Below are 12,102 nucleotides of genomic sequence, written 5' to 3'. Positions count from 1 at the left end.
GCCCGGCACCGCTCCGGTGCCGGGCCGACGGTCGTTCAGTTCCCCGGCGCGGCGTGGCCGATCGTCCGGCCGATCTCCAGCGCGACGTACTGCGCGGCCGCCATCGCCTCCTCCGGGGTGGGCTCCCCGATGGTGACCTCACCGGCCGCCGTCCGCTCCTCGGGCCGCTTGTCCTGGTGGAGCAGGAAGAGCGCCGAGTTGATGGTGAACAGCGACATCATCGCGCGCAGCCGGTCCGCGAAGCTCGCCCCCGGACCGTGCACCAGCCGGACCAACGCGATCATCCGCTCCCTGAACTCCCGCCCGGCCGGCAGGTCCCGCAGCGCGGGCTGGTTCTCCTGGAAGAAGCGGAGCAGCGGCGCCCGCTCGGACATCCCGGCCGCGAACCGGCGGATGAGCTCGTCCCGCACCTCCGGCGACCACTCCTGCTCGCGACCCCAGGCGATGAGCTCGTCGATCGGCACGGCCGTGGCGGCCACGATGCCGTGGACGATGTCCTCCTTGGTCTTGAAGTGGTAGTAGAGGGCGGCCTTGGTGACACCGAGCCGGTCGGCGATCTCCCGCAGCGAGGTGCGTTCGTAGCCGTGCTCGGAGAAGAGCTCCAGGGCGACCGCGACGATGCGGGCCCGGGTGTCGCTACGGGGGCTGTGCGTCGTGCCCATGGCCTGCCTCTGACTGCGTCGATGTCCGGTGCTGACGACCTGCGGCGGCCGCGGCGTTGCCGACGGGCGCCGCGTTCGGCGCCCCGTTCCGGACTCATTCTCCCTGCCCGGGCAGTTCACGGAAAAACTGGCTTGACGACCGGCTAGTACACAACCTACCGTGCCGTCGATCCGTAAACTAGCCGGGCGTCAAGTAAGTAGACGCCGAGGAGCCGGGCCGGTCGTCCGACGCGCCGGGCTCCCGTCAGCCACGCCCCGCCCCACCCAGTCCGGGAGACCGCACCCCCATGTCACAACCCAAGGCCGACACCCCGTCACCGGAACAGAAACCGGCCGAGGACGAACAGCCCCGTTCCCCCCGCGAGATCCGCCTGGTCATGATCGGCCTGGTGGTCACCATGCTGCTCGCCATGCTCGACGGCCTGATCGTCGGAACCGCGATGCCGACCATCGTCGGTGAGCTCGGCGGCGCCGAGCACCTCTCGTGGGTGGTCACCTCGTACACCCTGGCCACCGCCGCCTCCACCCCGATCTGGGGCAAGCTCGGCGACCTCTACGGCCGAAAGGGCACCTTCCTCATCTCGATCGTGATCTTCCTGGCGGGCTCGGCCCTCTCCGGCCTCTCCCAGGACATGACCGAGCTGATCGGATTCCGCGCGCTCCAGGGCCTCGGCGCCGGCGGTCTGATGGTCGGCGTGATGTCGATCATGGGCGCGCTCGTCCCGCCCCGTGACCGGGGCAAGTACCAGGGCATGTTCGCCGCGGTGATGGCCCTCGCCACCATCGGCGGTCCGCTGGTCGGCGGCTTCATCACGGACCACCTGAACTGGCGCTGGACCTTCTACATCAACCTGCCGCTCGGCGCGGTCGCCCTCGCCGTCGTCGTGGTGACGCTGAAGCTGCCGAAGGTCCGCAGCAAGGCCAGGATCGACTACCTCGGTGCGCTGCTGCTCACCACCGGCATCACCGCACTGACCCTGATCACCACCTGGGGCGGCCAGGAGTACACCTGGGGCTCGAAGGAGATCCTCGGCCTGGCCGCGCTGGCGGCGGCCACGCTGATCGGCTTCTGCTACGTCGAGCAGCGGGTCGAGGAGCCGATGCTGCCGCTCTCGCTGTTCAAGAACCTGAACTTCACGCTGGTCTCGGTGATCGGCTTCGTGGTCGGCTTCGTGATGTTCGGCGCGACGGTCTTCCTGCCGCTCTACCAGCAGACCGTCCAGGGAGCCTCGGCCACCAACTCCGGCCTGCTGCTGATGCCGATGATGTTCGGCATGCTGGTGGTCTCGCTGGTGGTCGGCCAGGCCGTCACCAAGACCGGCAAGTACCGGATCTACCCGATCATCGGCACGATCGTGATGACCGTCGGCATGGTGCTGCTCTCCACCCTCTCCACCGACACCTCGAACTTCGCCTCCGCCTGCTGGATGGTCGTGCTCGGGGCCGGTATGGGCTTCCTGATGCAGATCACCATGCTGGTCGCGCAGAACAGTGTCGAGCTCAAGGACATGGGTGTGGCCAGCTCCACCGCCACGCTGTTCCGCACCATCGGCGGCTCGTTCGGTGTGGCGCTGTTCGGCGCGCTGTTCAACAGCCGGGTCACCGAGACCATGACGGAGCGGCTCGGTTCGGCGGCCGGTGCCGGCGGCTCGCAGGGCGACCCGTCGCAGCTCAGCCCGGCCGCGCTCCGGGCCCTGCCCGAGCCGGTGCAGGACGCCTACCACCACGCGGTGGCCAACGGCATGCACACCGTCTTCCTTTGGGGGGCGGGTGTCGCGGTGATCGCGGTCGCCGCCGCGGTCTTCATGCGCGAGGTGCCGCTGCGCGGCGCCGACGGACCGCCGGCCGAGGACGCCGCGGCCGCCAAGGGGCCCGACGCCGCGGCCGTCGCGATCTGACGCCCGGCCGCCGGAGGCCCCCGTTCCACGGAGCGGGGGCCTCCGGCCTGTCCGGGCCAGGCCGGGCCTGCGCCACGGCGCTTCGGGGCTTCGGGGCTTCGGGTTTCAGGGGCCCAGGGGGCTCAGGGGCCACAGGTCGGCGGGGTTGCCGGCGTGAGCCGCCGGGCCGGGACCGCCCGTCGGGACCTCCGGTCGGCCCGGGCTACCGGGGAAGCCGGTAGACGCCCTGCTCGACCGGCTCGACCAGGCCGTCGGCGACCAGCCCGTCCAGGGCGCGGGCCCGCTGCACCGCGTCCGGCCAGACGGCGTCCAGCAGGGCCTGCGGCACCGTGTCGTGGGCGTCCCGCAGCACCGCGAGCAGCTTGCCGCGCACCTGCCGATCGGTCCCCTCGTACGTCTGGCCCCGCCGGGCCGGGCCCTCGTAGGGCGGGCAGCCAGCCCGTTGCCAGGCACAGACGGTGAACAGCGGGCAGTCGCCGCACTCCGGGCCGCGGGCCGTGCAGACCAGGGCGCCCAGCTCCATCACGCCGACCGCCCAGGTCGCGGCCGTCGCGGCGGCGTCGGGCAGCAGCGCCGTGGCGGTCCGCCGTTCGGCCGCCGTGGTGGCCTGCGCCGGGTACTCCACGCCGGTCACCGCCCGGGCGAACACCCGGCGGACGTTGGTGTCCAGCACCACGTGCCGCTGGCGGAAGGCGAACGAGGCCACCGCCGCCGCCGTGTACTCGCCGACCCCGGGCAGCGACAGGAGGGTCGCGTGGTCGTCCGGGACCTCACCGCCGTGCTCCGTGGTGATCGCCACCGCGGCCGCGTGCAGGCGCAGCGCGCGGCGCGGGTAGCCCAGCCGGCCCCAGAGCCGGACGGCCTCGCCCGGCGCCTCGGCGGCCAGGTCCGCCGGGGTCGGCCAGCGTTCCATCCAGGTCTCCCAGACGGGCAGCACGCGCTTCACCGGGGTCTGCTGGAGCATGAACTCGCTGACCATCACGGCCCAGGGCGAGGCGTCCGGGGTCCGCCAGGGGAGGTCCCGGGCGTTGGCCTCGTACCAGTCGAGGACGGTCGTGTGCAGCACGGGGAGCGGCAGGGCGAGCTTCGGCCCCCCGGCGGCGGACGCGGGCGCGGGGACGACGGGGACGGCGGGGGTGACGGTGTTGGCAGCCATGGCCCCTCGATCCTCCCACGCCCGCGACGGCAACCGAAGTGGATCAATGGATTCCGGATCGGGCCGCAAAACCCCCCATTCAGCCTCCCCCGAACGGCGCAAATGGCGGATCATGTGAAGGAAGGGGTGAGTGTGCGGTGTTGGTGCGTCAGGGGGCACACACTGTCTCGTAGAGTTTGGGCGTGCCCTCTCTGCGTCAACCCGTAGGACCGCTGCCGGCCTCGATCTACTGGCGTCGGCGCATCGTCGTGCTCATCGCCGTCGTCGCGGTCGCCGCCCTCGTCATCTGGCTGATGTCCGATCAGGGCGGCGGTGACGACGGCTCGAAGGACAAGACCGCGCAGGCCGCGCCGACCCAGTCCCAGAGCCCTGCCCAGGCGATCACGCCGGGCGCCTCGCCCAGCGGACCGGCGAACAACTCGCGCCCCGGCAGCGGAAGCGGAGGCACCGCCACGGGTGGTGCGACCGGCGGCGCGGTGGGCGGCGGAGGCGGCGGCGACGCCAGCCTCAGCACCGGCGGCACGACCGGCGGCGCGCCCAACCCCGCACCCGCCACCGGCGGTACGGCGACGGGCGGCGGCGCGGCCGGAGGAACCGGCGGCAGCGGCGGGACCGGCGGAGCCGCGGGCGGGACCGGCGGCGGCAACGGCGGCCCTCCCCCGGTGAACACCCCCGAGGTCATGGCGCTGCCGGTCTGCGCCTCCTCGCAGGTGACGCTCGGCCTGTCCAGCGCCCAGAACGCCTACCAGCCCAAGGACAAGCCGCGGCTGGCGCTCACCGTCACCAACTCCTCGGGCACCAACTGCCGGGTGGACCTCGGCCGGACCGCCTCGGCGATCACCGTCACCGCCAGCAACGGCGAGCGCATCTGGTCCTCCGGCGACTGCCCCGCCGACCGCAACAGCAACTGGGTGCAGCTCCCGGCCAACAACGGCCTGACCGAGACCTTCACCTGGGACCGCGGCCGCAGCAAGCCGCAGTGCGCCACCGCCGACCCGGCCCCCGCGCCGGCCGGCAACTACCTGGTCGTCGCCGACCTCACCGGCCTCTCCGGCGGCCAGGCCTCGGCCCGTTCCTCGATCCGCCTGGAGAACTGACCGGCGGTCACCCGCCCTGCGGACGACACGCAGGAGCCCCCGGCCGCGGACGGTCGGGGGCTCCTGCGTGTCCGGACCGGACCGGTCAGACGTAGCGCTCCAGGATGGACGATTCGGCGAGCCGGGAGAGGCCCTCGCGGACCGAGCGGGCCCTGGTCTCGCCGACGCCCTCGACCGTCTGCAGATCGTCGATGCTGGCGGCCAGCAGCTTCTGCAGCCCGCCGAAGTGCTCCACCAGCCGCTCTATCACCGTGTTGGGCAGGCGCGGGATCTTGGCCAGCAGCCGGTAGCCGCGCGGCGAGACCGCCGAGTCCAGCGACTCCGGCGTGCCCGAGTAGCCGAGCGCCTTGGCGACCGTCTGCAGGTCCAGCAGCTCGGCGTGGGTCAGCGCCTCCAGGTCGGCCAGCACGTCGGTGACCGTCCGGCCCTTCTTGGCCGCACGCTCCGGGAAGTAGTCCCGGGCGACCAGCTCGCGCTCCGGCTCCACGCCCGCGATCAGCTCGTCCAGCTGGAGCGAGAGCAGGCGGCCGTCGATGCCGAGCTCCAGCACGTAGCCCGCGATCTCGGTGGCGATCAGCCGGACCATCTCCAGCCGCTGGGCCACGGCGGTGACGTCCCGGACCGTCACCAGGTCCTCGATCTCCAGCGCGGAGAGCGTGCCGGCCACCTCGTCCAGGCGCAGCTTGTAGCGTTCCAGGGTGGCCAGCGCCTGGTTGGCGCGGGAGAGGACGGTGGTCGAGTCCTCCAGGACCCGCCGGGTGCCGTTGACGTACATGGCGATCAGCCGCATCGAGTGCGAGACGGCGACCACCGGGAAACCGGTCTGCCGGTTGACCCGCTCCGCGGTGCGGTGCCTGGTCCCGGTCTCGTCGGTCGGGATGGTGGAGTCCGGCATCAGGTGGACACCGGCCCGGACGATCTTGGTGATGTCCTTGTCGAGCACCACGGCACCGTCGAGCTTGCACAGCTCGCGCAGGCGCGTCGCGGTGAACTCGACGTCCAGCACGAAGCCGCCCGTACAGATCGGCTCGACGGTCTTGTCGAAACCGAGCACGATCAGACCGCCGGTGTTGGCCCGCAGCACCCGCTCCAGGCCGTCGCGCAGCGCCGTTCCGGGAGCGATGGCGGTGAGGGAGGCCCGTAGCAGGGCCTCCTCGCGGGAGGACTTGTCCGCCCGGTCGCTGGCTGCCACGTGACTCCTCCGGTCGCCCCGTACCGCGCGCCTCGCGCGGTGCGCCGGCCCTGCGGTCTGTTGCTCTGTCGCTTAGTACTGCCTTATCACCAATGAGACAAGGGGAAGTCTAACTGCGTGCGGCAACGACAGGGCTTGGGTCAGTGCAGTTCGTCGGAGTCGAGCGGTTCCCACCCCTCCATGACCTCCTCCGGATAGGCCGCCACCCGGGCCGCGCGCGGGGCCGGCGGGGCCGACGGAGCCTCACCCTTCGGCTTGGCGGCGGCCCGGCGGCGGCCCGGGATCGCCTGCAGCGCCTCGCCGATGTCCGCCACCTCGACCACCTTCATGCCCGGCGGGACCTTGCCCGGGTCCGACGGGACCAGCGCGTGGGTGAAGCCCAGCCGGTGCGCCTCGGCCAGCCTCCGCTGCACGCCCGTCACCCGCCGGACCTCACCGGCCAGGCCGACCTCGCCGATCGCCACCAGGTTGCTGGGGAGCGGGGTGTCGGAGGAGGAGCTGGCCACGGCGAGCGCGATCGCGAGGTCCGCCGAGGGCTCCGAGAGCTTCACCCCGCCGACGGTGGCGGTGTAGATGTCCTGCTTGCCGAGCTTCACCCCGCCGTGACGCTCCACCACGGCCAGGATCATCGCGATCCGGGGCGACTCCAGACCGGAGGTCGTCCGGCGGGGCGAGGGGATCTGCGAATCCACCATCAGCGCCTGCACCTCGGCGACCAGCGGGCGCTTGCCCTCCAGCGTGACGGTCAGGCAGGTGCCCGGGACGGGCTTGTCGCGCCTGGTCAGGAAGAGACCGGACGGATCGGCCAGACCCTCGATGCCCTCGTCGTGCAGCTCGAAGCAGCCGACCTCGTCGGTCGCGCCGTACCGGTTCTTGATCCCGCGGATGATCCGGAGCCGGGCGTGCCGGTCCCCCTCGAAGCTCAGCACCACGTCCACCAGGTGCTCCAGCAGGCGGGGGCCGGCGATCTGGCCGTCCTTGGTGACGTGGCCGACCAGCAGGGTGGCCATCCCGCGGTCCTTGGAGGCCCGGATCAGTGCGCCCGCCACCTCACGGACCTGGGCCGGCCCGCCGGGTGCCCCGTCCAGCTCGGCCGAGGCGATGGTCTGCACCGAGTCCAGGACCAGCAGGCCCGGGTTGACCGCCTCGATGTGCCCGAGGACGGCCCCGAGGTCGGACTCCGCGGCCAGGTAGAGGTGCTCGGAGAGTGCGTTGATCCGGTCGGCGCGGAGCCTGACCTGGCCGGCCGACTCCTCGCCGGTGACGTAGAGCGTGCGGTGCTGCGCGGAGGCCGCCTTGGCGGCGACGTCCAGCAGCAGGGTGGACTTGCCGACACCGGGCTCGCCGGCCAGCAGCACCACGGCGCCGGGGACCAGGCCGCCCCCGAGCACCCGGTCCAGCTCGGACACGCCGGTGGAGCGGGCCGTCGCCACCTGGCCGTCCACCTGGGCGATGGGACGGGCGGGCGAGCTGACCGGCCCCGCGGCCGTCGTCCGGACCGGCACCGCGCCGTACTCCTCGACCGTGCCCCAGGCGTTGCACTCCGGGCAGCGGCCCACCCACTTGGGCAGCTGGTTGCCGCACTCGGTGCAGCGGTACGCCGGGCGCGGCTTGGCGGTGGTCTTGGTACGGGCAGCCATGCGGTCACCGTAGCGCCTGGGTCCGACAACGCGGGGCGGCAGCGGCGGCGATGACGACCGGGGCGACGAGGCCCGGGTGGGGCTCGGGTGGGGCTCGGGTGGGGCTCGGGTGGGGCTCGGGTGGGGCTCGGACGGGGTCCGGGCGGGGCAGCCGGTCCACGAACGGGCGATGTTGTTACCCGAAAGAAGTACAACCGGGCGAAACAGCGCGGGCCGACCGGGTGGCGTCTCTACCGTCGGACGGGTGACAACGAGTACGGAACGACCGCGCGACCCCGTCCTCGCGGCGTACGACCGCCAGGTGGACGGACTCTTCACCTACTGCCTCTCGGTGCTGTGCGAGCACCGGGCGGCCGGCGCCGCCCTGCGCGAGGTGCGCGAGCTGGCGGTGCGGCACGGCGCGCGGCTCGCCGAGCCCGGCCTGGTGCGGGCCTGGCTGTACTCGCTGGCGCGGTACTGCTGCCTGCGGCGGCTGGCGGACGGGCCGGGCGTGCCCGGGCCCTACGACGCCCCGGCGGTCGAGGGGTCTGCGGGCGGGACTTCGGCGGGCGGGGCTGCGGCGGGCGGAGGGTCCGGCGTCGGGGGTTCGGCCACCGCGGACGAGGCGGCCGGGCGGCGCCGGCGCGAGTTGGCCTCGCTGGCCTGGCCCGAGGCCGCCGGCACCGACCCCGAGCAGCGCGAGGCCCTGGAGCTGTCGGTGCGCCACCGGCTGAGCCCCATCGAGGTGGCGGCCGTGCTGGGTCTGCCGTTCGACACCGTCCGGACGCTGCTGGACTCCGCCCGGGCCGAGGTCGACCGGACCAGGGCGGCCCTGCTGGTGCTCGGCGTCGGCAGCTGCCCCGAACTCGACCGGCTCGGCGGGGCGGGGGCGGAGAGCTGGCGGGACTGGGTGCTCGGCCCGGCGCTCCGCCGGGAGCTGGTGCAGCACGTGGTGGCCTGTCCGACCTGCCGGGGGACGGCGGAGCGGGTCGCGGGCGAGGTGCCGGAGGGGGCCGCCGGACTGTCCGGGCTCCCGGTGCTGGCCGCGCCCGTGGCGACGGGCGCCCCGGCGGGGTCCGTGGTCTTCCTGCCGCAGCCGGCCCGGCGCCCGGCCGGCCGCCGGGCGGGGGGTCCGGTGCCGGTGACCGAACCGGGCCTCCGGTTCGACCAGAACGGGTTCCCGCGCCACCGCGCACCGGACACCGGCCGGGGGCCGACGGTGCGCCGCCGGGTGGTGACCACGGGGGTACTGGCCGCCGTGCTGGCGGCGCCGGTGGTCGCGCTCTGGGCCGGGCACCGCGGCGGCGACGGGCCCGGGGCCGCGGCGTCGGTCTCGTCGGTCCGGGTCGAGGAGGACGCACGGTCGGGCAGCCGCCGGCCGGGCGGTCCGTCGGCGGGGCCCGGGCAGCCGGGCGGACCGGCGGGCGTGCCGGAGGCGGCCGGGGCGGCGGGCGCCGCGGTGGCCGGGATGGAGCTGGCGGGTGCCGGGCCGCTGAGTGCAGAAACGTTGCTCCCGGGGATCCAGGGCCCGCTGGTTCCGGTACCGGGCCACGGGGCGACCCCGCTCGGCAGCCCGACGCTGGTCGCCGCGCCGGCCCCCGCCGTCGGGCCGGCCACGATCGCCGGGCCCACCCCGGACGCCGGGTCCGCCGCGCAGGCCCCGTCCCCGACCGGCGGCCTGCTCACGGTCGACGCGGGCGAGTACGGCAACCGCACGGTGCTCACCCTCACCAACTCCGGCACCACCGAGATCCGCTGGCACGCCGACGTCGACGTCGCCTGGCTCCGGCTCAGCCGCGACTCCGGCACGCTCGCGCCGGGGCAGCGGATCACCGTGATCGTCTCCGTCGACGACGGCCTCGCCCCGAGCACCCGCTGGACCGCCCGGATCGCGCTACCGCCCTCGCAGGCCGTCGTCACCCTGGAGGGCGGGCCGCAGCACCGCGGCGGTGCCACCCCGGTGCCGGCCGGGCCGGGCGGCACCGACCCGGCGACCGGCCCGGGCACGGACCCGGCCCCCACCCGCGGGCCTTCGCCGTCCGGCACGCCCTCCGGTGCACCCTCCGGCACGCCCTCGAACGGGCCGGGCAGCCCGGCACCCTCGGCGACCGGCCCCGCCACGGGCACACCGTCGGCCACCCCGACCGGGCCGGCCGGGGCGACACCGACGGGCGAGACCTCGCCGAGTGCTCCGCCGACCGCTTCCCCGTCCGCCTCGTCCGCACCGGGTGCACCGTCCGAGCCGGCGACCTCGGCGACCTCGGCGGGCACGGCGTCCGGAAGCCCCTCGCCGCACTGAACCTGAGGGGGACGGGAGCGGGCCGGGACCGGCGACGGGGGCCGGTAGGGCGGGGCGGAGCAGCGGCGGTGGCCCGTCAGGAGGTGAGGCCCGTGAGGGCGTCACCGACGTACGTGGCACCGAGGACGACCAGCAGCACCGTCATGATCGCCGCGTTGTGCGCGGCCATCCACGCCTTCCACTCCCCCAGGATCCTGGCCGCCCGGTCCCCGCCGAACAGGTACACCCCCAGTGGCACCAGCGTGCAGAGCGAGCCGATCAGCACCATCAGCGCGGCGGCGCAGGCCTTGCCGGCGCCCGAGGCGGTGGCGGTCGCGATCGAGACCGCGCCACCGACGGCCAGCACCAGGTTCTTCGGGTTGAGCGCCACCAGCGCCGCGGCGAGCCCGGCCGCCTTCACAGGGGTGAACCGGTCCACCGCCTCCATCCAGGCCGGTGGCCCGTGCACGTGGCCCTCGCGCGGCCGGGCCCGCCACTGCCTGAACCCCAGCAGGAGGAACAGCGTCCCGAGGGCCAGCTTGAGCCACCAGGCCCAGGACGGCCGGTCCGAGCCGGCGGACAGCCCCGACCCCGCCGACACGACCACGGTGACCACCGCCGCCAGCGCCACCACCCAGCCGGCCGCGAACGCCGTCCCGTTGCTCCGGCCCCTGGGGGTGGCCAGCATCAGGATCACCGCGATCAGCGGCATCGGACTGATCGCGATGCCCACGGCGGAGGCCAGCATCCCGCCGACGGCGTCACCCATCCCCGACTCCCCTCGCGCCCGGAACCGCTACCGGCGGCGGATCGGCGGCAGCCGGTAGGTGCCGTCCAGTGCCGCCGGCTGCGGCTGGTAGATGCGGATCGTCGGCCGGAAGCCGCCCTCGGGCGTGGGCAGCCAGTTCGCCGCCTCGGCCGGGTCCGCGGGCCGGTCGTGCCGGAGGTGGAGCGTCAGCGAGCCGTCCGGGCCGTGCACCAGGCCGGGGGTGCGGTCGCCGATCGAGTAGCGGTCGGCCGGGTTGTCGACCAGGTAGTACTCGGGGACCCCGTACATGGTGACGGACCAGAAGGCGTCGGCGGGCGGCGGCCGGTCGAACCGCAGCGTGTAGTGGTGGGCGCCGGTGAGCGGGCGGCCGTCGGCGTCGTCGTACGTCATCGCGTACAGCGCCTCGTAGGCGTGGTTGCCCCAGAGGCCGGCACGGGCGGCGGCGGCCCGGCTGAGGTAGGCGGCGCGGCGGTCGGGGATGCGCCACTCGGGGTCGTCGAGGGTGCCCGGGCCGAGGAAGTCGACGTTGTAGTCGAACAGGTGCAGCGCCGCCCGCCACTCGCCGGCCGGGTGGTCCTCGGGCGGGCGGGTCGCGTCCTCGACCCGCTCCCGGCCGGCGGCCAGCCCCTTCGCCAGGGCGAGCGTCCAGTCGGGGGCCGCGGCCCGGTACGGCGAGGTGCCCGTGTCGAGCAGGCCGAGCGGCGCGAACCGCTGTTCGTACGTCCGGTCGGTCTCCGCGGGCGGGAAGGCCGCCATCCAGACCCGGAGCCGCTCGAAGAAGGCGAGCCGCTCGGGCACCTCCGGGTCGGGTGCGGGCAGCCCGGCGGAGAGGCCGCCCGGCTCCAGCGGTTCGAGGGTCAGCCCGTCCTGGAGGGCCCGGACCCGGGGGAGGTCGTCCGGGCCGGTGCAGGCGAACCTGCCGACGATCGTGGCCACGGTGGTCGGCGAGACGATCACCCGGTCCGGATCGGTCGGGGTGCCGTGCCAGTCGGGCGGGACGACCAGCCAGGTCTGGGCCCCGGTGCCGGTGGCGCGGCGGCCCAGGTAGGCGAAGTTGTCGGTCCACGCGTCGACGAACTGCAGGACGTGGTACGCCCCGGCGGTGTCCGGCAGCCGCAGGATCTGCGGGCCCTCGGAGAGGTCGAGCTGGGCGACCGAGTAGACGGTGTCGTTGTTGACCGAGACGAATTCGTCGTCCGGGCCGGCCAGCCGGGTGGCGTGACCGAAGTGGTTGTACGGGGTCGCCGGGAGGACGCCCGTGCCGCCCTGGACGAACCGCTCGACCATCGTGAGGCCGGCGACCATCGGGTAGCCGTAGACGTAGGCGTCGGCGGCCAGGGCCTCCAGCTCGGGCTCGGTCATGGCGGCGTCTCCTCGGGGCCTGGGCCCGGCGAACCGATTCGGGCATTTCGGTACAGGTGGGATGCTATG

General features: G+C 74.3%; 9 protein-coding genes. 3 read left to right on the top strand and 6 right to left on the bottom strand.

Annotated elements, in window-relative coordinates; genetic code table 11:
* Nucleotides 1–35 precede the first annotated feature (35 nt).
* A complete protein-coding gene (locus tag ACFWOG_RS04665) occupies nucleotides 36–662 on the bottom strand; it encodes a helix-turn-helix domain-containing protein (protein WP_329951408.1) in 627 nt (208 codons plus the stop codon).
* 287 nt (nucleotides 663–949) lie between these two features.
* Between ACFWOG_RS04665 and ACFWOG_RS04660 the strand changes: the two genes are divergently transcribed.
* Nucleotides 950–2,560: an MDR family MFS transporter gene (locus ACFWOG_RS04660; RefSeq protein ID WP_380354775.1), complete on the top strand. Its 1,611-nt coding sequence runs from the start codon at nucleotides 950–952 to the stop codon at nucleotides 2,558–2,560.
* Nucleotides 2,561–2,762: 202 nt separating this feature from the next.
* Here the strand turns inward: ACFWOG_RS04660 and ACFWOG_RS04655 are convergent, their stop codons facing one another.
* Nucleotides 2,763–3,716 carry an A/G-specific adenine glycosylase gene (locus ACFWOG_RS04655; RefSeq protein ID WP_380354772.1) on the bottom strand — a complete coding sequence of 318 codons (954 nt, stop codon included), beginning with the start codon at nucleotides 3,714–3,716 and terminating at the stop codon, nucleotides 2,763–2,765.
* Nucleotides 3,717–3,898: 182 nt separating this feature from the next.
* On the opposite strand from ACFWOG_RS04655, the gene ACFWOG_RS04650 reads away from it, so the two are divergent.
* A complete protein-coding gene (locus ACFWOG_RS04650) occupies nucleotides 3,899–4,813 on the top strand; it encodes a hypothetical protein (protein WP_380354769.1) in 915 nt (304 codons plus the stop codon).
* A gap of 85 nt (nucleotides 4,814–4,898) precedes the next feature.
* Here ACFWOG_RS04650 and disA read toward each other — a convergent pair whose 3' ends face one another.
* Both disA and radA read right to left on the bottom strand, forming a co-directional pair.
* Nucleotides 4,899–6,005: a DNA integrity scanning diadenylate cyclase DisA gene (gene disA / locus ACFWOG_RS04645; RefSeq protein WP_329951404.1), complete on the bottom strand. Its 1,107-nt coding sequence runs from the start codon at nucleotides 6,003–6,005 to the stop codon at nucleotides 4,899–4,901.
* Nucleotides 6,006–6,145: 140 nt separating this feature from the next.
* A complete protein-coding gene (gene radA / locus ACFWOG_RS04640) occupies nucleotides 6,146–7,645 on the bottom strand; it encodes a DNA repair protein RadA (RefSeq protein ID WP_329951403.1) in 1,500 nt (499 codons plus the stop codon).
* 244 nt (nucleotides 7,646–7,889) lie between these two features.
* Here radA and ACFWOG_RS04635 point away from each other — a divergent pair, with 244 nt between their 5' ends.
* Nucleotides 7,890–9,923 carry a sigma-70 family RNA polymerase sigma factor gene (locus ACFWOG_RS04635; protein ID WP_380354764.1) on the top strand — a complete coding sequence of 678 codons (2,034 nt, stop codon included), beginning with the start codon at nucleotides 7,890–7,892 and terminating at the stop codon, nucleotides 9,921–9,923.
* A 76-nt stretch (nucleotides 9,924–9,999) separates the two neighbouring features.
* Here ACFWOG_RS04635 and ACFWOG_RS04630 read toward each other — a convergent pair whose 3' ends face one another.
* Together ACFWOG_RS04630 and ACFWOG_RS04625 are read right to left on the bottom strand one after the other, a co-directional pair.
* Nucleotides 10,000–10,671, bottom strand: a complete 672-nt coding sequence (locus ACFWOG_RS04630) for a GAP family protein (protein ID WP_329951401.1) — start codon at nucleotides 10,669–10,671, stop codon at nucleotides 10,000–10,002.
* Nucleotides 10,672–10,698: 27 nt separating this feature from the next.
* Nucleotides 10,699–12,033 carry a DUF1254 domain-containing protein gene (locus tag ACFWOG_RS04625; protein ID WP_380354760.1) on the bottom strand — a complete coding sequence of 445 codons (1,335 nt, stop codon included), beginning with the start codon at nucleotides 12,031–12,033 and terminating at the stop codon, nucleotides 10,699–10,701.
* Nucleotides 12,034–12,102: the final 69 nt, after the last annotated feature.

The sequence above is a fragment of the Kitasatospora sp. NPDC058406 genome, from assembly GCF_042722765.1.
GTDB lineage: Bacteria > Actinomycetota > Actinomycetes > Streptomycetales > Streptomycetaceae > Kitasatospora.
Note: the sequence above shows the minus strand (reverse complement) of the source record. Positions and strands in the feature narration are given on the sequence as shown.